Annotated in this window: 12 protein-coding genes; all 12 read right to left on the bottom strand. The window is 41.9% G+C overall.

Features of this window, described 5'->3' with window-relative positions:
- Positions 1-356: 356 nt before the first annotated feature.
- The 12 genes from AC0N32_RS05370 to AC0N32_RS05315 all read right to left on the bottom strand — a co-directional run bounded on the left by AC0N32_RS05370 (position 357) and on the right by AC0N32_RS05315 (position 22,395).
- A complete protein-coding gene (locus AC0N32_RS05370; RefSeq protein WP_295200155.1) occupies positions 357-1,253 on the bottom strand; it encodes a hypothetical protein in 897 nt (298 codons plus the stop codon).
- Positions 1,250-2,386 carry an AAA family ATPase gene (locus AC0N32_RS05365; RefSeq protein ID WP_476392833.1) on the bottom strand — a complete coding sequence of 379 codons (1,137 nt, stop codon included), beginning with the start codon at positions 2,384-2,386 and terminating at the stop codon, positions 1,250-1,252. The genes AC0N32_RS05370 and AC0N32_RS05365 overlap by 4 nt, the downstream gene beginning before the upstream one ends.
- Positions 2,379-3,605 carry a DUF262 domain-containing protein gene (locus AC0N32_RS05360; protein ID WP_295200148.1) on the bottom strand — a complete coding sequence of 409 codons (1,227 nt, stop codon included), beginning with the start codon at positions 3,603-3,605 and terminating at the stop codon, positions 2,379-2,381. The genes AC0N32_RS05365 and AC0N32_RS05360 overlap by 8 nt, the downstream gene beginning before the upstream one ends.
- Before the next feature lie 531 nt (positions 3,606-4,136).
- A complete protein-coding gene (locus tag AC0N32_RS05355; RefSeq protein WP_476392832.1) occupies positions 4,137-6,665 on the bottom strand; it encodes a glycosyl hydrolase 115 family protein in 2,529 nt (842 codons plus the stop codon).
- 47 nt (positions 6,666-6,712) lie between these two features.
- Positions 6,713-8,602, bottom strand: a complete 1,890-nt coding sequence (locus tag AC0N32_RS05350) for a sialate O-acetylesterase (protein ID WP_476392831.1) — start codon at positions 8,600-8,602, stop codon at positions 6,713-6,715.
- A gap of 32 nt (positions 8,603-8,634) precedes the next feature.
- Positions 8,635-10,575 (bottom strand): glycoside hydrolase family 97 protein, encoded by a 1,941-nt coding sequence (locus AC0N32_RS05345; protein WP_476392830.1) that lies wholly within the window; start codon positions 10,573-10,575, stop codon positions 8,635-8,637.
- 2 nt (positions 10,576-10,577) lie between these two features.
- Entirely contained in the window at positions 10,578-11,954 is a 1,377-nt protein-coding gene (locus tag AC0N32_RS05340; RefSeq protein ID WP_476392829.1) for a glycoside hydrolase family 43 protein, read from the bottom strand.
- 665 nt (positions 11,955-12,619) lie between these two features.
- Positions 12,620-14,026, bottom strand: a complete 1,407-nt coding sequence (locus AC0N32_RS05335; protein WP_476392828.1) for a glycoside hydrolase family 43 protein — start codon at positions 14,024-14,026, stop codon at positions 12,620-12,622.
- Between the two features lie 411 nt (positions 14,027-14,437).
- The gene (locus tag AC0N32_RS05330) at positions 14,438-16,396 is read right to left on the bottom strand and encodes a glycoside hydrolase family 97 protein (RefSeq protein ID WP_476392827.1); all 1,959 of its coding nucleotides are present in this window, start codon (positions 16,394-16,396) and stop codon (positions 14,438-14,440) included.
- Between the two features lie 26 nt (positions 16,397-16,422).
- Positions 16,423-18,438, bottom strand: a complete 2,016-nt coding sequence (locus AC0N32_RS05325; RefSeq protein WP_476392826.1) for an NPCBM/NEW2 domain-containing protein — start codon at positions 18,436-18,438, stop codon at positions 16,423-16,425.
- 123 nt (positions 18,439-18,561) lie between these two features.
- Positions 18,562-19,935 carry a glycoside hydrolase family 43 protein gene (locus AC0N32_RS05320; RefSeq protein WP_476392825.1) on the bottom strand — a complete coding sequence of 458 codons (1,374 nt, stop codon included), beginning with the start codon at positions 19,933-19,935 and terminating at the stop codon, positions 18,562-18,564.
- 15 nt (positions 19,936-19,950) lie between these two features.
- Entirely contained in the window at positions 19,951-22,395 is a 2,445-nt protein-coding gene (locus tag AC0N32_RS05315; RefSeq protein ID WP_476392824.1) for a glycoside hydrolase family 31 protein, read from the bottom strand.
- Positions 22,396-22,454: the final 59 nt, after the last annotated feature.

The following is a 22,454-nucleotide window of genomic DNA, read 5'->3' as shown; positions in this document are numbered from 1 at the left end:
TTTATTACATCATACTAAAGACTTTCTATCAATTATTGTTATTTCAAGCTACCATTCTATTTGTTAACCTATATTGTATAACTGTTTATATTATCAGTTGTGATCAATCCCTATCCGGTATGCAAACAATAATTTTAAGCGTGGAAACACTCCTGAAATGTATCGCTAGCCCAAATAGTCGTTAAAGATAAAATATGAGGTTTTTACTTAGCTTAAATTCCAGTTGATTTTTTCACTGATATTATATTTTTTATAAACTGCCATATTTTGGAAAAAGATATAAGATATAGATTTTTAGCCAAACTTAATGTATATAATCTTTCTTAATTTTTTTCACAAATAGTTCAGATAGCCTCTTAAATATTATTTCTATACTCTAATAAATCAAAAGCTCTTGAAATTCCTTTATTTTTGGATCTTGATAATTTCACACCTTCAAAATCTTCTATATAATTACCTTCTTCATTTTTTACAAGGTGAAAAGTATGGAATTGATTGTTAAAATTTTCATCTTCAAAACGTATAAAAAAAGATTTGTTATTGGTATCGATATTGACTAGAATTTTCTTTCCGGTTTTGCAATCCCCAATAGCAGATGATAAAAAATTTTTTGCATTATCGAAACCATTAATTCCTCCTATTAAGGGATCTTTTCCAGATATATAATCTGTATGATTTTCGCAGTGTCTAAAATCATTAGTATTTAAAACTCTAGATTCGTTTATTTTTGTAAAATTTTCATCAATTCCTCTAAACCCTTTATAAACGTCAAAACAAAAAAATTTTGGACAACTAATTTTATCATCTCTAATTATTCTTAAATTACTTTCATTAATTTGTTCAGAAAAATGTAAAATTTCAAACTTTTGGTTAGGATTAATAAAACTATTTTCTGTTATTCCTTTCAAGTAATCTGGCGCATCAGTAGTTTGTTCATTTTTGGTAATCCATTCTTTATAAATAATATCTTCACGATGATCTTTGAATTTAATATCATACTCATAAATCCATAAATTAAAAATGTCTTCTTTTTCATAATGTCCAATTTGCAATAGATTACCTAAACTTTCAATCTCATCAATAAACTCATTTTTATTTTCTTGTGTACAGAATAATTGCGTGTTTGCTTCGCAGTCAATTCTAATAAGAGTCATTTCTATTTCTTTCCAAAACTTAATACAATCAAGTTTAGTAATTAAAAGATTTTCAATAGAATCAGTTTTTGTTGGAAAAACCAAATAAAAATTCCTCATCTCATTAACTGCTTTAAATCTTGTGAAATCTGATCAAAAAAGCCAAATGGTTTCCCAAAAATTCTTCCGCCTCCTTCCACTTCTATTTTTTGAGCAATCGAACAATGTTCGGTTTCATTTCTTTCAAATTGATAGATGCTAACATTTTCCCGAGCAATTCCTTCTTCAGGTATGTACTCATGTTTTTTGCATTGCACTAATATTCCATTGATGATATGATCAGAGTGGGTTTCTAGTACCACTTGAATTCCTGCTTGTGCTGCAATACACAATAATTCAGTTAATTTAGAAATTCCTTTAGGATGTAAATGAGCTTCTGGATTTTCAATTATAATTAATGCTCCTGGTTGCGCAGAAAGAATGGCAACTATTATTGGTAATGTATATGAAAGTCCAAAACCAACATTTTCTGCCGAAAACAAATGTTCTGGAGTTTCTATCGTATATGTTTTGAATTTATATTTTACAATATATTGATTTTCAGTAATTTTTTCTGTAATAACTTCTACACCACTAGAAATTTCACTTTCCCAAGCATTTACTTGTTCTTGTAAAAAAGGAAATTTTGCATCAGGATGCCTTAATTTGGGAATAACTTCTATTTTTCTTCCAAATTCATATAAATAATGGGCAACCATATCCCCTTTTCCTTTATTAAAAGATATTTGTTTATTACGAACAACCTCAAAATGGTCTGCAATAATTTGTTCATGATTTCTATATGCACTGATGTATTGAAAATTCTCATTGAATAAAGCTAAATCAGTATAATTATAATTTTGTGCTACTGTATTTATTAAATCCAAAAAAGAAAAATTATTTTCTGCATTAAAAATCCAAGTATTTGACTGTGTTTCCTTAAAAAGCATTTCAAAAATAATCTGTTTCTTTTCATCTTTATTATTAACATGAAGCGCTTCTTGAACGGTACCAATATTATACAATCTGCCATTTAAAAAAAGTAATTCACTTAATTTATTTCGTTCTATAAAAGTTTGCCTTAACAAAAGTAAAACTTGTATAAATGATGATTTTCCTACTCCGTTACCACCGCAAAAAACGGTAAGATTTTTAAATTCTATAGAAGTATTACTATGGGATTTAAAGTTTTTTATTTTTAGGTTATTAATCATTTTGCAAAATTTCCATAATTATTTTTTTGAAATCATTATGCCTCTGTGTCACTAATTCTTTTTGCGCAGTACCTGAAGTAATAGAACGCCAAAATTTTTCATCTGGTAAATTTTGAAGTTCAATAAGTTTATTGAACAACATTCTTCTTCTTTTTTTAAGAACTGTTCTTTGTAGCTCATTTAACAATGCAAATTGCACACTTATTACCTCAAACAAAGCTTTATTTATAGGTTTTCTTCTATCACTTTTATTAAGTCGTTTTCTAAAAGAATCATTCCCAAATATATCAAAAGACAACTCCATCGATTTCCTAAAATCATCTTTTACATTCTGAATTTCAATTACTGACATCTCTTTAACTTTTGATAAGCCTACACTCAAAAAACTATCCAAATCGGGTTTATAGTTTTCATATCCTAAAATATAAAAAGCCAGAAAACGATTAGCAAAATCCCGATCTTCCATTCTATCTGTAGCAATCCTCCAATCTGTTGCTTGAGCAAAAGCCCGGCCTTCTTCAGTAGGTCTTAATTCTGTGGAACTCCCGTCTTTATTTTCTCTTATTCTAACTATTCCAAAGTCATCTTTATCCTCATACCAACGAACTAAATCAGCTAATAATTCTGCTGGCTTCCCTTGATTAAGTGCATGTCTTATCTCTTGTTGTGTTAATACCAAACCTCCAGTATTTACTCTTCTAAAAATATTGTATTTTACTTCTCCTGGCGTTCCTTTTCTAATAATATGTGCTGTTATTTTATATCGTTCTAATTTTGTAATTAACGTAATCGGAAAAGCATCTGACTCATCAATACTTTTACCATTAAATCTCTCACCAAGAAATTCCAAATTTTGTAAAGCAAACTTTTTATCAATAAAAAACTCTTTTATAGTAGTAATTCGTTGCAACCCATCAATTACATCCCATGTATTTTTTTCATTTTCACTGAAATAAAAAGAAGGTATGGGTAAGTTTAATATTAATGATTCAATAAATCTACTCTTTTTCTCAATATCCCAAAGTCCTGCTTTTCGTTGAAATTCAGTATCTGTATTAATTGCGCCTAATTTATAATCTTGCAACAATAAGCCAATAGAATAGGGTTCATATTCTACTTGAATTAGGTCAGGATTAAAAGGGATTTCTATTGAAACATTTCCTGTATGTTCATCTGGGTCTAATACTGAATCATTATTATCTAAGTTTTCCTTATTCATAATTCTAAACTTCTTCAAAGTACTGAAGGATTAATTATTATTTATATATACTGATCCTTTCTTTGTATACAAAATTACTAATTCTTTCTTATAAATATAAAGCCTATTTACTTATAATGTATTAATAAGATCTAGACACTACGACACTATTTGTTAACACGATATATCGAAGGTTGTTATAAATGTCTTTATGATTAAATGTTTTTTTACTGTGGATATGCTTTAACGAATCTGAAATCTCCGTTTCGTCAATTTCTTTTGACGTATTTAATTGCTTACAGGAAAGATATCCTGCTACCGATATACTCATTAGTACTACGCTTTTTCATTTTCAATATTTCTTTTAAAGTTTTTATTTTCAGTTTATTTACTATGAAAAAGCACTATTGAAACACAGATTTTCTTTAATTTGAGCCTAGTTAAATCTGAAACGAAAACAATGTTTTCATTAACCCAAATTACGAAAATATAGAATTGGAAAGAGGAAAGAAAAACCACCGGAAAAATCCGATGGTTTCACATTTTATAAAATTATTTTCCGGTATACTCACTTTCCGGGGGACCGAGATAGCTTGGTTTTAGTCCGCCAGTGTCGATCAGGATTTTCTCCAGTACAATTCCCGGTTCCAGCACCCTGAACCGCAGCGTATGCTTTCCGGGCTGTGCAATCTGGTGTTTGGTCATCGATCGGATGATGTGTTCCGACTGCCATCTTCCCAATTCTCCTTTGTAATGTCCATTGAAATTCACCACCTGCGGAGCTTGTCCATCGAATGAGATTTCGTAGCGTAATCCTTTGTTGTGATTGAAATTCAACGTCGGAGCCAATAGCAGCTGGACTTCAAATTCACCTTTTGATTCAAAATTCATATCGTATTCCAGATAGATATTTTCATCAGGTTTCGGATAAGCATTCTGCGGAAAGGTTGTCACGCCGGATTTGGTCTTGCCGAAATCAGGAATCACTTCCCAATGGATCCGATCTGAATTCTGCATCCGGGCAAAGTTTTCCGCTTCTATTGAGATATAGCCGTTCTTCTCCCGGAATATTTTTTCTTTCGAAGCATTGTCATCATACACGTAGGTTACTTCAGGCATGATGTTTTCCTTTCCGTCGGCCCAGGTTTTATAACCGATCCGCATCTGATCCATCATGTGCTTCCATTTTCCGCCGGCCATCACATCGTTGTACTTATGGTCCAGATAGGCATTCCTCTCAAAATATTCTTTGGCTTTATCGCCATAATAGTTTGCCTTCAGATCGAATTTTGCAGCTAATTCCCGGTTTTTAGCAACAGCATAATACATTTCGTAAAGATTGCTGCACGCATCAATCGGGTACAGCACCAGCTGGTAATACGCATCCTGATATTCCGCCGGAATGTCTTCCTTCAGACGCAGTGCTTTTAAAGCCAAAGCCCGGTAATCATTGAGAACCGTTTCAAATTCGTTGTAATTCTGCAGGCTGTAGGTATTCCAGTTTAGAGTTTCGGGAGTTACGCGGCGGTTGTATTTGGTGTAAAGGTTAATCATTTCCGCAATTTCTTTCGCGTGTCTTTCGCCGAACTGCTGAGCCGACCATTTTTCGGTATATTGGAACAGGTTTTTTGAGTTAAACTGCTTTGGGTTCCAGGCCATATCAAGGAAAAAGCTGATTGGGAATTCCATCGGTTTCAGGTCACCGACATTCACAACCCAAACCTTATCCACTTTATGCTCGTAGGAAAGGTTCATCTGTTCCCAGACGCGCTGGATCGGACTGATGTTGATCCATTTGGAGTTTCTCGGTCCACCCACATAATCAAAATGGTAGTACATTCCGTAACCGCCTTTGTGTAGTGGTTTGGAAAGGTCCGGAAGTTTTCTCACGTTGCCCCAGTTGTCGTCGCAGAACAGCAGAATCACATCATCAGGAACGCGCATTCCTTTGTCGTAATAATCCTGAACTTCTTTATACAAAGCCCAGACCTGCGGTGTTCTTTCCGGTTTTTTCCCGGTGACATCGGCAATGATCTTCCGTTGGTCTTTCACGATTTTTTCAAGTAAGGAAATATTGGTACCCTCTCCCATCGCTTCATCACCGTCGCCCCGCATGCCTACCGTTACCAGCTTCTCCCAATTCTTGCTTCTTTCCAATCCGGATTTCCAGAATTTTTGCAGGACCTCAGCGTTTTTAGCATAATCCCAGACATTCGGCAGGTTGTTTCTTTTGATGTACCGGTGCCAGTCGGTCTGCGCCAGGGCCATCGGTTCATGGTGGGAAGTTCCCATCACGATACCCATTTCATTGGCCAATGGTCCGCTTAAAGTATCATCGTCATAAAACGCTTTCCCCCACATCGCCGGCCAGATGTAGTTCCCTTTCATCCGCAGGATCAGTTCAAAAACTTTCTCGTAAAATTTGGAATTGATACCGCCGAAAGTGGCTCTGGCCCAGCTTCCTAATGAAGGTTCTTCATCGTTTAAGAAAATCCCGCGGTATTCAACGGCAGGCTCTCCGTCGGTATAGATCCCTTTTTTAAAGTATAGATTTTCCTTTTTCTCAACCGGAACATCTGCCCAGTAATACCAGGGCGAAACGCCGATCTGCTGCGACATTTCATAGATGCCATAAATGGTTCCCCGTTTGTCGCTTCCCGCAATCACAATTGCTTCGGAAACACCGGGAAACGGATTGCTTATGTTTTGAATGATAAATTTTTCATTTTTTCCCATCAGGGATTTTCCGTCAATCTTCTTTTGCTTAATTAAAGCATCGATGGCCTTGCTCTTACCAGCCTCACCGATGATGATCAGCATTCCGTTGACCCCGGAATTCTGGGAAATAAAATTAGGCTGAATGCCGGTGACTTTCTGGAAATCGGACTGAAGGTTCGCCACTGCACGGAGAATCCCTTTGTCCGAATCGCTATCCGAAAACAGCGTCAGTCCTGAACTGCCTTCTTTCAATACCATCGAATTTTCCGTCTTCACAAAAGAAATAAACGGGTCGGCGGCTTTCACCATGGTTGTAAAAACCAAAGTGACCAAAAGAGAAAAATAATTGAATATCGTCTTCATAATCTTTATTTTATCGTATTTATTTAATATATAAGGTAAACCAAAACTTACCAGTCATCGGTTCTGAACGGCGATGCCAGCAGACCTTCTGCATTTTCAAGATTTGCCTCTTCGGGATTGTTGCTCCATGCATACCGCATCGCTACCGGGTTTTTGATTTCCTTGCTGCTGACCACAACGGTATTGCCTTTGATTTTGGCTTCGGCCCAGACAAACTTTTTATCGCTTCCGGCAATGGCAAAATGTTTCAGTGCTCCGTCTCTGCTTTTCAATCCTTTTCCTACGTTGTCGAATGAAAGAATCACCGTTGAATTTTCTATCTTCATCGACTTAAAAACAGGGCCGCTGCTGACCAGTTTTTCACCGTACACCAGTTTCCGGGCAGCCAGGAATAGGCGCTTTGCCATATCTTTTTTATTGAGCGGATGAATGTCATTCCACTCCCCAAGATCATAATTCACGCTCATTGTCGTGTACGGAACGGTTTGTGAGGTTTTAAACTGAGCTTCACGGATTCCCGCCCATCCGCTTGGTGTGTTGGGATCGTTTGTTTTTTCCATAAAGTTGGGAAGCTGAACGAGTAAAAACGGCATCTGCTCCCATTGAAATACTTCCCGCCAGTTTTCGATCAGATTTTTCAGTAAACCGGCATAGTTTTCAGACTGACCGGCGTTGCTTTCCCCCTGGTACCAGATGGCTCCCCTGACTTTGTAGTCGCAGATCGGGTAAATCATCCCGTTGTACAATCCGGAAGGTGTATTCCGCAGGTTTTTCAGCTTTGATTTATAATCTTCATCCTTACTCATATCCCGGCCGATGTTGTATTTCCACTCGCCCGTCAGATCAACCACAACACCGTCTCCTACGATCTTATAAGGCTTATCGGCAACGAATTCACCGTTCCCGAAGTTGGACGTCAGCTGGATGACAATGGTATTTTTCCCCTGTTTCAATATTCCGCCGGGAATATCATATTTCCTTGGGGGATACGTGTATGAGGTGGCGCCTACGAATTTTCCGTTGACGAAAACCGAGTCGCTGTCGACCATGACGCCCAGGTACAGTCGGGCAAACTTACCTTCCATAGAATCCGGAAGCTCAAAATTTTTCCTGAACCAAACGGTACCTTTGGCCTGGATGCCGTTGTCTTTCCATTTTCCGGGAACTTTTGCTTTTTGCCAGTCTGCGTCGTCAAAATCCTTCTGATTCCAAAGATTTCTTCCTTTGTCGAGTTTTGAGGAATTGAGTTCAGCCAATGCCTGCTTGTCAATCAGATCATTGGGAAAATCCTTCAGATGCTCCTGGCTGATCCAACTCTGAATGGCAGAACCGCCCAGACTGGAAACCAGCATTCCCTGTGGAATTTTGGTATGTTCATATGCTTCCAGGGCGTAAAAATAAGCAAAGGCGGTCCAGTTCATCACTTCCGAAGCCGTTCCGGTGAACCATTTTCCTCCGGGTGCAATATTCTCCTGAACGGATTCCACATTGTTCTGAGTAGGGACTTTGAAGTACCTGATTTTATTGAAATCCGAAACATTTATTTCCGGGAAACGATCGGTTAGCCGGGCAATAGGCGTTTCCATATTGGATTGTCCCGAAGCGAGCCAGACATCGCCCACCAGGATATCCCGGATCGTAATTTCATTGATTTCCATTACAAATGGACCTCCTGCTTTCTGCGGCTTCAACCGTACAGACCATTTTCCGGTCTTGTCCGGCGAAGTATTGTAGGTTTCATTGCGGAACCTGATGGTAATGTTTTCGCCCTGATCCGCCCAGCCCCAGATATTTAGCTCCACATCACGCTGCAGCACCATTTTATCACTGACCAGATCCGGAAGTTTTATTTTCCCGAACACCAGCTGATGACTGAAAAAAATCATCAGAAAGAACATGTTAAAATTCAGAGACGGCCTGAAATATCCGGTTTTCATTTTTAAGATTTATTTTAAGTTGTAAATCAGGATTAATGAATAACAAATCCGCCTTTGGACTGGATTTCTATTTTTAATTCCCCGTTTTTATTGATGGTCATGGATTTCTCTGAAGTCATTCCTTTTGAGTCATCATTGATGAGTTTTACCGTCTTTCCGGCCAACATCGGAAGTTTCAGCGTTAATTTCTGAGCGTTGTTTTCAGCATTTACGCCGGCAACATACCATTGATCCTGATGTCTTCTGGCAATAACGGAATATTTCCCGGGATAGCCGTCGATGAAAACCGTTTCGTCCCACAAGGTCGGGATTTCCTTCATAAAATCAAGCTCGAATTTCGGAGCGTCCTCCAGGTTGTTCGGCATAACGGCAAACATCTGTATCGGGTTCTGAAATAATACCGCCGTTGCCAATTGGAAACCGTCTGTCGTGTAGCGTTTGTTTTTTTCTTTATTGGATTTGGTTAAATACTTGTTCAGGAAAGTTCCGCCAAATTCCATACTTCCGACTGTGTTCCGGATGAATGGGTGAAGCGACGCAAAAAAGGCTTCCTGCTTACGGACATCTTCTGAGAAATACAGCATTTCGGAAGCCAGGACGGCTTCGCTTCCGGCGTAATTCGGATACATCACTTCCCAGCCTCTCGGTAAAGTGGCGCCGTGGAAAATAATCGTCAGTCCGAAATCGTTGGCATCGGAAAGAATGTCTTCATACAGGCGCATCGTCTCCTGTTTATCACCACCAAAGAAATCCACTTTCAACCCTTTGATGCCGATTTCTTTCAGCCACTTCATTTCTTTTTTACGTTCGATGGCAGAGCTCATTTTATTCCTCGGACCCATCGGTGCATCATTCGCCGCTCCATTGGAGTTGTACCAAAGCATAACGCCTACATTTTTAGATCGTGCATACTGAACGAGTTCCCTCATTCGTTCTTTTCCGATATTTTTATCCCAAAGCGCGTCCATCAGGATGAACTGGTAGTTCATGGCCGCGGCCAGGTCGATGAATTTCTTCTGGTCGTCGTAATTCATGCTGTTGTCCTGCCACAGGATCCAGCTCCAGGTTGATTTCCCAAAGCCGTACTTTTGCGAAGGCGCATACATCGGCTCCACAACATCGAAGGGAACGGTGGTTTCTACAATCGGTTTCAACGATTCCCCAACGGTAATGGTTCTCCACGGTGTTGTTCCCGGCAGTGAAATGGCCGCACCGGTGCTTCCGAAACCGTTGTTTTCCGCCATATTCGGGTACGCCACCTGGTAGAGATTTTTTTCGGCGGTTGTATCGAGATGGGACGCGCAGTACAGGCTGTTCACACCGGTTTCAGACAGTAAAATCCAGCCGTCGTTCCCGATATGGAACAGTCCCGGGAAAACGTGACCGTAATCCGCTTTTGTTCCCAGTTCCGCATCTGCTTTATAGCCGCTTTCATAGCTTGGGGCGGTTCTCGCGAAACCGGTCATCGGCTTCATCATCGGAGAAAGGAACGTCGTGGTTTGGGAAGGAAAACGATATCCCGTTATTTCCGACTGTACCACAGCGCTTAAACGGTCTTTCATTGGCTGAAGATCATACCTGAAAGCGATGTTGTTGTTGCTTACCTGAAAATCTATACCAAGCGGGTACTGGTCGGCATTGGTAAAATGAACGGCCAGGGTATTGGCGTTGTAAGCCACCTGAGATTTTTTGATTTTTTCGTTGGTGTAGGTTTTTGAGACCCGGTCTGTTTTGCTGTCGGCAAATTTCAGGTTTTGGGAAAAGTCGGATTCGTTGGTTACAAGGCCCAACGGGGATTTTTCCAGCATGGCTTTTCCCTGGAAGGTTACGTTGTACAGCGCTTTCCCGTTCTCCGAATACACGCTCAGTTTCAGTTTTCCATCAGGGCTCGAGACTTCGGCAACCTGCGCCGTCACGGTATTCACCAGGAAAATACCCAGCGTAAATGATAGTTTTAAAAAAAGTTTATTCATAATCAGTTATTTTCAAGAAAAGTCCAGTAATCGAAAAACATCACATCCTTTGCTGCTTTCCCATTGAATATAAAATACAGGTCGTGAACCCCGGTGATTTTTTCTTTCAATTGGGTTTTCACGGTTTCCCAACGGTCGTCACCTCCGGTGAGCGGTACTTTTACCGTAGCAATCACCGGCCCGGTAAGGCTGTCCAGGCGGACATCCATCGTTACATCGCTGTTATGCGTAGTTCCTACCCTTGCGGTAAAACCCGCTGCTCCTTTTTTGCCGAAATCTACATTTTTTACCCGGGTGTAAGCGCCGCTTTTTTTAGCCTTGACAAACACACCGGCTTCTTTGTTCTGATAGGATTTGACGTTTTCCGACCAGGCGATGGTCTCGGCCTGGTTGAAACGGTACGGATTGACGGAAGCAATAGCTTTGGTAATTCCATTCGTCATTTTGGTGGGCGAAATGGAACCGTCTTTATTGAATTCCAGTTCCTGAACACTAACGGAACGGGTAAATCCGCTTCCGCCGGGCAGGGCACCATTGTGATAGAAAAAGTAGGTTTTGCCTTTGAAATCAATCACTCCCGGATGGTTGGTAAAGGATTTCCCTTCGGTCGGCATCACGATTCCGCCGTATTTCCAGGGTCCCTGCGCACTTTTGCTGGTGGAATAACCAATGAATTCAGGAAGCGGACCACCCGGCCAGAAGAGATAGTACAGGTCTTTCCTTTTGTAGAGCCACGGTCCTTCCTCGTATTTGGTCGGTCTTTCCGGATTTTCTTTTCCGTCCCTCTTCCCAAAGGATTCAGCGGTCATCGGAACCTCCACAATATCGCCGGAATAGGAAATCATATCCTGATTGAGTTTTACATATTTCAGCTTCGGGTTCCCCCAGTACATGTGGGCCTGACCGTCATCGTCCACAAAAATGGTCGGATCGATGTCGCCCCATTCGCTCTGTACCAACGGTTTTCCCAGCGGGTCATGAAACGGCCCGAACGGACTGTCGCCCACTGCTACGCCGATCGCGCCTTTGTTATTGGTTTTGGACCACATCGGCACATATATAAAGAATTTGCCGTTTCTTTCCACACATTGTGCCGCCCAGGCATCCCGCTTGGCCCAATCGAAATCGTTATAGGAAAGAATGGTTCCATGATCAGTCCAGTTCACCATATCGTCGGTGGAATATACCTTCCAGTCATTCATCGTAAACCACGTGGAATCGTCTTCATCGTGGGTCGTATAGACATACAGCCTGCCGTTATAGACCATCGGTGCCGGATCGGCGGTATAGTTGGTCTGGATGATGGGATTCTGGGCAAATGCATCCGCTGAACATCCGATCAGCAAAAGGCAAAGTATGGATTGTAGAGTCTTTTTCATATTTTCTATTTCATTGTTTATTGTTTGAATACTGAATGTGTATTTATAACCACCAACTTTAACACATGAGTCACATTAGATTTTTTTAGTTTTAATTATTGCGTATATTTTTAGAACACATCAGATTAAAAATCTTTGATTTTTAAAAACTTTTATGTACTTATCTAACGTATTCCATTTAACTTTGATAAGCAATATCAATATCTTTTGTGACTTTTGACTTCGTCGAACCTGCGGTTGGTGGTTAGATTTTCTACGTCCGTGATAAACCACCCCGTCAAAAATTCTTTGAATTTTCGCCACCCCTCCAAGGGAGGGGAATTTTTATTCCGTTGATATTTGACAATTTACATTTCATTTTAATTTTCAATACATAAGACACATAAGGTTTAGTTTTAAATATTGCATATTTTAGAACACATCAGATTAAAAATCTTTGTGAGCTTGTTTAACGTATGACATACATCTTTAATAATCGGCGTCACTATCTTTTGTGGCTTTTGTGGTTAAGATTTTTCTTTAATGGTTCAAGTCATCTTTTGGCTGCATTACTGAAAATCTTTGATTTTTTTCTTCTGTGATCTAAAATACCCACAACGCATAAAAATCTAATCTCATGTGTCTTATATGTTAAAACTTTTGTTGATCAAATTCAGACGTTCCATTTATTTTTTCTTGAAGCTCCAGGAATCGAAGTTGAACAGTTTTCTTCCGGCGGTGATGTTTTTTCCCTGAAAGACAAAATAGACATCATGGATACCGGAAACCTTTTCTGATATCATTGAAGTTAAGGTGTTGAAGTCTTCCCAGCCGCCTGTTCTCGGGATTTCGATCTGGGCGATTTTGGGTCCTTTTACATCATCCAGATGAACTTCCAGGATTCCGCCATCGATTCCTGCAGCTACCGAAGCTGAAAATTCGGCAGGCCCATTGGTTCCGAAATCCACCGCCCTGACTTTGATATAACCTCCGGTCCGGATATCGGAAACATAGACCCCGGTTTTCTTATTTTCGGAAGTGCTGCATTTTTCCGACCACGCCATGGTTTCAGCTTCGTTTTTCTGATATGGATTTAAGGTTCCTACAGGATTTACTCCTTCTTTGGTGATGGTAATTCTCGGGATGCTGCCGTCGGCATTGTATTTAAATTCTTCGATGGCTGTTGCCCGCCCGTAGCTTCCGCCGTTCGGCAATAAAGCATTGTGGTAAAACAGGTAGGATTTTCCTTTGTAATCGATGATTCCACCGTGGTTGGTAAAGCTGTTGGTGGGCTGATCGGTCATGATTTTTCCACGGTATTTCCATGGTCCGGTGGGTGAAGCACTGGTTGCGTACGACAGGCATTCCGTTCTGTTGGTCATTCCCGCATACATCATATAATACTGTTTGTTCCGTTTGTAAAACCACGGACCTTCCACATAAACATCGTCGAATTTTTCCTGTTTCTGCAAAACTTCATCGCTTTTTCCGGGCCGTCTGAGTCCGCCAAAAGCTTCCACCGACTGCGGAACTTCCGTGATGGGTCCGTTATAGGTGGTCATGTCTTTGTTCAGTTTAACGTAAAACAATTTGCTGTTTCCCCAATAGAGATAGGCCTGCCCGTCGTCATCCACAAAAGCCGTCGGATCGATATTGTCCCAGGTTCCGGTGGTCACCAACGGTTTTCCCAGCGCATCTTTGAAAGGACCGGTTGGGCTGTCTGAAACGGCTACCCCAATCGCCATATTGTTATTTACCGTCTGCGCGCAGATGTACCAGTAGAATTTGCCGTTGCGCTCTACACATTGTGCCGCCCACGCCCGGTCTCTTGCCCAAGTGAACGATTCGAGCGAAATCGGAGACCCGTGGTCGGTCCAGTTCACCATATCATCCGATGAATAGACATGCCATTTGGTCATCGTATAAAAATCGAATCCCGGCTGGTCGTCTCCCGTGTATAGGTACATCTTGCCTTTGTAAATCATCGGCGCGGGATCGGGTGTGAAATGCGTCTGGATCACCGGATTCTGTGCAGAAACCACAGATCCCAGACTGCAGGCTATCAGGGCTAGTATTGTTTTTATATTATTCATTACCTATTATTTTAATTTTCTGACTTTTAAGCCAATTATATTTTACATTTTCAGGGTATTTAAAAATTCGCTCGCCGATTTAGCAGATTCAGCAGATTTTTATCATTTTCGGATCTGCGTAATCACCGTAATCTGCGTGAGGTTATATTTCAATCAGCTCATACAATTTTTAAGTATTTAAAATCTAATGAACTATCATTATTAGTTACAGCGGTGAAATTACGGCAGCAAAACTGCCTCTTCTCAGTCTTTCACGGTAACCGAATCTGCACTTCCAAAAACACGCCCGCAGATTCAGCAGATTTTTATTATCATCAGATCTGCGTAATCACCGTAATCTGCGTGAGATTATATTTCAATCAGCTCATACAATTTTTAAGTATTTAAAATCTAATGAACGATCATTATTAGTTACAGCGGTGAAATTACGGCAGCAAAACCGCCTCTCCTCAATTCTTTCACGGTAACGGAATCTGCACTTCCAATGACCAGATCATCGGTCACCAGTTGCTTGTCGTGCTTTCCGTCTTTTATAATCCTTAGCTTGTACTTTTTATTCTTTTCTAAAAAATCAAATGTAATCAGGACGTTTTTCTCAACATTTTCGCCGTTGATTCCGCCGATGTACCAATCTTTATTTTTTCTCCGGGCCATCATGACTTCTTTTCCGGGAAATCCCTGCAATAGTTTCGTTTCATCCCAGGCGGTCGGAACTTGTTTTAAAAATTGCTTCGGCGCATCCGGCAAGTCGGAATAACCTTCCGGCCGGTCCGCAAAGTGCTGCAGTGCCGATTCAAACAGGACGCTCAGCGCCAGCTCATGGCCATAGGAAGTGAGGTGCGGAAACTGTGAATTGGTAAAAGTGACCGGCGTGTAATCCATAGAGCCGACTACATTTCTGGTAAAAGGCAAAATGGTATTGTGAACCGGCGCGGTGGCGGTAAATTCAGGTCCGTTGTTGTACCATTCGGCACCACGGACGGCTTCATAAGTCATGAGATTCGGGTAGGTTCGGGACCAGCCTCTCGGAACCAGGCATCCGTGGAAATAGACCATCATTTCAAACTTCGCCGCATCTTCCAGAATATCCAGATAATACTGAATCATTTCCTGTTTTTCACTTTCGAAAAAATCGACTTTTACCCCGGCAACGCCCAGCTTTTTAAGTTTGGAAAATTCTTCTACCCTATTTTCATGGGTAAGCATCCGGTCTTTCGGAGTGGACGCAACCCAGGTGTGGTCGCCGCCGGAATTGTACCACATCAACGGTTTGATACCTTTGGAGTGAATATATTGTAAGGCGTCCTCCAGATTTCCGCCGTTGCCCATCGAATCCCATTCCCAGTCCAACAAAGTGTACGGCCAGTCCATGGCAACAGCCAGATCGGCAAATTCGCAGACCGTTTTAAAGTCTTTGGTCCCGTGGTTATCCGACCAGTAGTTCCAGGAAACTGCTCCCGGTTTTATCCAGTCCGTATTTTTGATGACAGAAGGCGGTGCCACGTCATCAACCAATGTGGAAGCGACCATATCATTGAGACTCCCGATAATGATCACTCGCCAGGGCGATTTCCAGGGAAAGGTAATTTTGGGTAATGATTCTCCTTTTCCGCGGCCGTCTTTCGGATCCGGAAAGGTTATTTTATATGTATTTTTATCGGATCTGTTGCTCAGTTTGGAACCACAGTAATTTCCATCAACAGCCGATTCGTGCAGTAAAAACCAGCAGTCCTTCTCTTTGGTCTGGAACAGTGCCGGATACCCCCATTCTTCCTGCTGCGTTTTATCACCGGCCATCGCGGAATACAGGCCCTCATTGGCGGGATTCCATTTTTCGGTCCAGCGTGCCGTTTCCTTTCCAACAGTGTAGGAAGTCAATTCCTCCAGCACGGTATAATTCCCTTTTTCTGAAAACGAATACCGGAAAGCAATGCCGTCGTTGTACGCACGAAGAATAAGATTTAGCTTTTTCTTTTCTTTATTTTCAAAAGTAAACACCACTTCATTTCCTTCATTGTGCCTCTGTGAAGATTTCCCGTGAGGCATCGAATAATTTTCCTTTATTAAAAGCGGTTTCGACGTTTTTAATAATTTCATTTCACCAAAAGAATTGCCTTCCGAAAGAATCAATCCCAAATCAATTTTTGAAATAGTTTCAGTCATTTTTCCATTATTATTAAATTTCACATTCAAAAACCAATTTCCATTTCCGGTAGTATTTGAATTGAAAACATTGACGATAATTTTATCATTCGGAGATTTTACCACCCAATTATTCGCTGAAATCCAACTGGAAAAACCCAGCAAAAGCATCATCAGAATTGCTTTTGAGAAAATGTTTTTTTCGATATGAGCTGTAATGCAATCCATTTTTTGATTTGGAATTTTTAACTGAATTATTTTGAAATGAATTTATAATAAGCCACGCCGTGCGCCGGGATATCCAAAGCAAGGTTTCCCGAAGCGGTATTGAGTTGCGTAACATCCTTCTGTCTCCAAATATCTCTCACCACCTGATTTCCTGAAATTCCTAATGTTTTAAAATCTTTGTAAGACATCTTCACTTTTTCCCTGCCGAAATTGGCAAAAGCCACCGCTTTGCCTCCGTCTTCAAGATCTTTGACATAGATTTTCAGTTCACCAACGGTGTCCAGGCAGACGCCCTGTTTTCCCAAAGCGTCCTGATTAACAGCAATTACCTCATCGTTGGTTAAAAGGTTTAAGGTAAAATCATCCAGCTTTTCAAGGTCACAGCCGATCAGCAACGGTGCGGAAAAGATGCTCCAAAGGCTGATGTGGAGATACTGCTCATCGGGTTTTAGCTTGCTCTGATGGGGATTTCCCCAGCCGACCACGCCTACGACCAGCATATCCGGATCATTCCGGTTGCCGGGTTTTGCATACGGAGCGGCTTTATCCTGCGCAAGCGCAATACTTTTCACGCTGGCCCAGGTATCGGTAATATCGTTGGTGGTGCGCCAGGACTGGGCGTGGGTTTCATCACCCCATTTCCAGACATCGCCCATCCCATACTGGCAGAGGTTGTAGACAATATCCCTCGGCTGTCCGTAGAGCAGGTCGCCCATCAGTTTAAATGGCCTTACCCCTTTATCCAGATCTCCACCGCCGTTGAATGCCAGTGAAGGAACTTTGCTCGGGTCGTTATCCGGCAGACCGTCGATCACGCCGCCGTAGCTGCACCAGTCGTATTTCAGGTAATCGACGCCCCATCTGGCGTAGCTTTCGGCATCCTGCTTTTCGTAGCCGTAGCTTCCGGTGCATCCGCCGCAGGTCCAGGGTCCCGGAGAGGAATAGATCCCCATTTTCAGTCCGTTGGCATGAATGTAATCGCCCAGGTTTTTCATATCCGGAAATTTGGAGTTGGTTAAAATATAACCGTCCTTATCCCGGAACTGCCCTTTGAAAGACGGATCTTTCCCGTCCCGGTTGTATTGCCAGGAATCATCGACATTGATGTAGTTCCAGCCGTGGTTAACCAGCCCGGTTCTCACTAACGCATCCGCTGCCCTTTTTACTTTGTCGGCAGATACTTCGTGCCCGAAACAGTTCCAGCTGTTCCAGCCCATGGTTGGCGTCAAAGCTATTTTGTCACCGCTTTCTATTCTTAATTTTTTTGAAACTGAGCCTTTAGCATTTTTAGCTGATAAAAGGACTTCGTAGGTACCTTTCGTATTTATTTTGCCGGTAATAATTCCGGTTTGAGAATCTATTGTTAAACCTTTCGGAAGATTTTTCGCTGCAAAAGTCATCGGACGGTCTCCTGTTGCCGCAACCCTGAACAAAAAAGGTGAGCCTGGACGGATGCCGTAGATCCCTGCGGAATTGATCTTCGGTACAGCCGCAGGTTTAGGGGTTAAGATATAGGGTTCCGAGGCAATCGGGTTGTAGGTTTCCAATGTAGAAACACCGGTGGTTTCAAACCGGGCATCTACCCAGTCGGCGTGGTCGTAATACGGGCCGTTTCCGCCGTCTGCAACGACCAGTTCCAGCTGTTTAATTCCTTTTAACGATACCGAAACGGGTTTGGCTTTGTCGCCCAGATGCATAATGCCGCTTGACCAGAGCTTTTTGTTGTCGCCGTAAATTTCAAATTCTACTGCGGGCTCGTGGCCTTTCATCTCATCGTCGATCCCGACCGATGCTGAAAATTTTGTGGCTTTTCCGTCTAATCTAATCAGCAAAGAACTTTCGGCGTGGGTTCCGAAGCCCCGGTCGAACATTTTGCCGGCAATCGTCAGTTTTTTCCCGTCCACGGACGTATTGATTCCGGGTTTCCCGTTTCCCTGCGTGGCAACGCTCAGGTCCAATTGGTCTAACCAGATGGTTGTTTGTGCATTTAAAAAGCATCCGGCAATGAGAAAGCTGAGAACAAAAAGTTTAAATCTGAACATTTTTAAAATTTTAACCAATGATTAATACAACTCATAACAATATGTTTTGGCTAAAGCCCTACGCGTTATTCTCTGTGTTAAATGGGCTAAAGCCCATTTCTATTGATATTCCTGAATTTAACATTAATTTTTATTAAATTTCCACCAATCGAAATAGAAAAGGTCTTTTTCTCCTTTAAAGACAAAATAGAGATCGTGGATGCCCTTGATGTTTTTTACCGGTGTTTTAATTGTTTTAAAAAGATCGCCTTCTGCTTTTCCGGTTACCCGGACGGTTCCTAAAAGCGGTCCGTCAACAGCATCGGTATGGATTTCTATACTGCCGCCGTACAAAGCAGCTGCGGAGACTTCCACAGATTGGGTTCCCTGAGAAAAATCCACGCTCTGAACTTTAAGGTAATCGCCATTATTGACGGATGAAACTACAATCCGGTCGGTAATTTTCTTCCCGGTATCATAAGGATTGTTCCTTTCCCATTCGGTCATCTGCTCTGTTTTCAGGCCTTCGCTGAAGGCAATGGTTTCGGCTTCTACCCTGTTGTACGGGTTGAGGGTACCTACTCTTTTTACGCCTTCAGGATTCCAGAACGGCAGCTTTTGGATGGTGCCGTCGGCATTGTATTTCATTTCACTTACGCAGACCGAACGGCGTTCGTAATGTTTGCTCATCGTCTGTTTTCCGATGTTGTAATTGAATCCGAAAACATAGGTTTTGCCTTTGTAATCAATAATTCCCGGATGGTTTCCGTTGGAACGTTTATCGCTGTCCATGATCATTCCTTTGAATTCCCAGGGTCCGGTAGCCGATTTTCCCATCGCATACCCGATTCCTTCGGGACAACAGGTTGAGGCATACGCCATATAATATTTTCCGTTTCTTTTCCATGCCCACGGCCCTTCCTGGTAATGAAATGGATCAGCAGCCCCTTTTACTTTGGCAATGGACGGATCTTTCACGACATCGCCTTTTACCGAAATCATATCTTCATTCAGCTTAACGTACCAAAGGTTGGGATTTCCCCAATAGAGATAGGCCTGTCCGTCATCATCGATCAGCACCGTCGGATCAATGTCATCGGAGGAATTTTTAACCAGCGGCTTTCCGATCGGATCTTTGAAAGGACCGTACGGACTGTCCGCCACCAACACGCCGATTCCGCGTTGTCCCGGCATTGGGCAATACATGTAGAATTTTCCGTTTCTTTCAATGACCTGAGGCGCCCAGGCTCCGTTTTCGGGATCGGTCCATTTAAAATCTTTCAGGGAAGCTATAACGCCATGATCGGTCCAGTTGACCATATCCGTAGATGTGTACAGCAGCCAGTTTTTCATTTTGAATCCGAAAGCATCGTCTTCATCGTGGCTGGTGTAAAGGAAAACCGTGTCTTTGTAAACCATCGGCGCAGGGTCGGCAGTGAATTTGGTCTGGATGATGGGATTCTGGGCAAATGCGGCCTGGAAGCATCCGAACATTATGGTTAAACTTAAAAATTTCATTGTCATACTTTAAGATTATTTAAAACTTACGTTAATCTTTTTCCCGGAATAACTCACGGTTTTTTGCTGACCGTCCGGAAGAAGTAAACTGAAATTTCTTTTTTCAATCATCCCGTTAAATTTGCCTTTCCGGGCTTCAACGGTAAGTGTTTTTGATTTTTCGTTCCAGTGAAAAGGGATTTCGGTAAAGGCTCCTTTTTCATAGTTGTAATTGTCGAATTCATCTTCGTACAGGACAAAATCGGCATCGGCTCCGGGATAGATTTTTACGGTAAGGTGATCCCATTTTTTCTCCGTCGCATATTGTACATCAGGACCGAACGGAATAATGCTTCCCGCTTTCACGTATAATGGAATGCTCTGAAGATTAACGGATTTTTCAATCTTCTGACCGCCGCTGTGCTTCTGATTTGTCCAGAAGTCGAACCAATTGGCTCCGGCCGGAAGATAGACCTGCACGGTTTTATTTTGGGTGAAATCGATCCCGGAATCCTGATTTTCTTTCTTTGTACCGTTATCTTTATTCCAGCCCTGGTTTTCATCGGTGGTTATGATTTTTTCCGGGGTATACTGCGCATGGAGAACAGGTGCTACCAGCAATGACTTCCCGAAAAGATATTCATTATTGATATCCCAGGTGTTTTTGTCTGATGAAAAATCCATTGACAATGCCCGGAGAAAACTCGAATTGTTTTTGTAAACGTCATGGGAAACGGAATAAATATACGGCAGCATGCTGTAGCGCAGCCTGATGAATTTTTCTATTGCATCATACACGACATCACCTTTTTTTCCGAACTGGTAAATTTCCCTGGGAACATCGGTCCCGTGGGAACGCATCATCGGAGTGAAAGTTCCGTACTGGAGCCAGCGAACATACAATTCCTGGAACACCGGGCTCTTCGCACCGCCATTCCTTCTGTAAACACCGGCAAAGAAACCGCCGATATCGGAATTGAAATTCGGGTTTCCTGTCAGGCTGAAATTTAAACCCGCTGGCACCTGGTTGCGCAACATTTCCCAGGAAGAATTGACATCACCCGACCAGGTATTGGCCGCGTATCTTTGCTGTCCTGCAAATGCTGATCTGGTGAGAATAAAAACCCTTTTATCGCCTGTTGTTTCGCGCTGATGATCATAAACACCGCCTACCGTCATTAACGGATAGGCATTTCTCACTTTTCTGAATGATCCTAAATACGTTTTGGTATCGAGGTCTTCCGGTTTCTGGCTGAGGTGGTCGGGCTCGGTAGAATCCATCCACCAGGAATCTACTCCTAAGCTGAAAAGGCCCTTATTCAAATATTTCCAATATATATTCCGCGCTTCGGGGTTATACGCATCATAGACGCGTACCCCGGAAGGATAGTTCATATCAGGCGGCCAGACATCACGTCCCGATTCCGGCCACGTTTTAAAGTTGAACAGCATTCCTTTCTGATCCATTTCCCGGTACGGATGAGTCATCGGCCCAAAAGATGACCAGATGGAAACGGAAAGATGTGCGTTCCTATCATGAATATCCTGAATCATTTTTTTGGCATCAGGAAAATCGGGGCTGATGAAATCCATCGCATTCCACTGGTAATTGTTTCCCCAATATTGCCAATCCTGAATGATTCCGTCAAGAGGGACTTTTAATTCCCTGTATTTTTTCACTACATCTACCAGTTCATCCTGACTTTTGTAACGTTCTTTGCTCTGCCAATAGCCGTAAGTCCAGAGCGGGAGCATCGGCACATTCCCGGTCAGGTTCCGCATTCCGGCTACAACACCGTCGGCATTTTTTCCATAAATAAAATAATAATCAATGCCCTCGCCCACCTCGGAAGAGAAAGACGTCTGCTGCGGCGTATCGGTAAATTGGGTCGGCGATTCGTTATCCCAGAAAACGCCATATCCTTTCACCGACTGAAAGAACGGAATAAAATCCCAGGTGTTGTTCTGAATCATTTTAACATCGGTATTCCGCTGAGACATTTTCCCGTTCTGCAGAATTCCCAGGCCATAGATCGGCTCTTCTTCGTCCAGCTGAAAAGACTGTGAAACAGAAAGGGTTTGATTCCCGGCATCGTTGAATGGCTTGAAATTACTTCCGGTTTCTTTTAAAAGTTCCTGTCCTGACGGTGACCGGTAACTTATTTTCCCGGTTTTAACATCAATGGAAAGCTGGAGCTGATCCGATTTTAATAAAATAACATCATTGTTTTCGGAAACCGAAAACCGGGTCTGCTGTTCCTTTTGGATGACTGCCAGGCTGTTCTTGACCCATGATTTTCCAACCGGATATTTCATTATCCTAACCGTATTATCACCATACCATTTTACTTCAATGGCCAGATTTCCCGCAGAAAGGATCAATCCGGAATCCGTTTTTTTATAGGATTGCGCATCAATATTTCCGGAGAGCATGACCACCGTAAGGACAAATATTCTGGTTTTTACTGTGTTAAAATTCATTTTTTGTGATTTGGAATAAGACTAAATTTTACGGACTTAAAGTTTATTTACCTTACCGG

It is taken from the genome of Chryseobacterium endophyticum, assembly GCF_056333165.1.
The sequence above is the reverse complement of the archived record's forward strand: the minus strand, read 5'-3'. Positions and strand labels throughout refer to the sequence as shown.

Excerpts from the sequence above, each read along its gene's own strand:
- AC0N32_RS05340 (WP_476392829.1), bottom strand. The coding sequence starts at position 11,954 with ATGAAAAAGACTCTACAATCCATACTTTGCCTTTTGCTGATCGGATGT.
- AC0N32_RS05330 (WP_476392827.1), bottom strand. The coding sequence starts at position 16,396 with ATGGATTGCATTACAGCTCATATCGAAAAAAACATTTTCTCAAAAGCA.
- AC0N32_RS05345 (WP_476392830.1), bottom strand. The coding sequence starts at position 10,575 with ATGAATAAACTTTTTTTAAAACTATCATTTACGCTGGGTATTTTCCTG.
- AC0N32_RS05350 (WP_476392831.1), bottom strand. The coding sequence starts at position 8,602 with ATGAAAACCGGATATTTCAGGCCGTCTCTGAATTTTAACATGTTCTTT.
- AC0N32_RS05315 (WP_476392824.1), bottom strand. The coding sequence starts at position 22,395 with ATGAATTTTAACACAGTAAAAACCAGAATATTTGTCCTTACGGTGGTC.
- AC0N32_RS05360 (WP_295200148.1), bottom strand. The coding sequence starts at position 3,605 with ATGAATAAGGAAAACTTAGATAATAATGATTCAGTATTAGACCCAGAT.
- AC0N32_RS05355 (WP_476392832.1), bottom strand. The coding sequence starts at position 6,665 with ATGAAGACGATATTCAATTATTTTTCTCTTTTGGTCACTTTGGTTTTT.
- AC0N32_RS05325 (WP_476392826.1), bottom strand. The coding sequence starts at position 18,438 with ATGTTCAGATTTAAACTTTTTGTTCTCAGCTTTCTCATTGCCGGATGC.
- AC0N32_RS05320 (WP_476392825.1), bottom strand. The coding sequence starts at position 19,935 with ATGAAATTTTTAAGTTTAACCATAATGTTCGGATGCTTCCAGGCCGCA.
- AC0N32_RS05335 (WP_476392828.1), bottom strand. The coding sequence starts at position 14,026 with ATGAATAATATAAAAACAATACTAGCCCTGATAGCCTGCAGTCTGGGA.
- AC0N32_RS05365 (WP_476392833.1), bottom strand. The coding sequence starts at position 2,386 with ATGATTAATAACCTAAAAATAAAAAACTTTAAATCCCATAGTAATACT.
- AC0N32_RS05370 (WP_295200155.1), bottom strand. The coding sequence starts at position 1,253 with ATGAGGAATTTTTATTTGGTTTTTCCAACAAAAACTGATTCTATTGAA.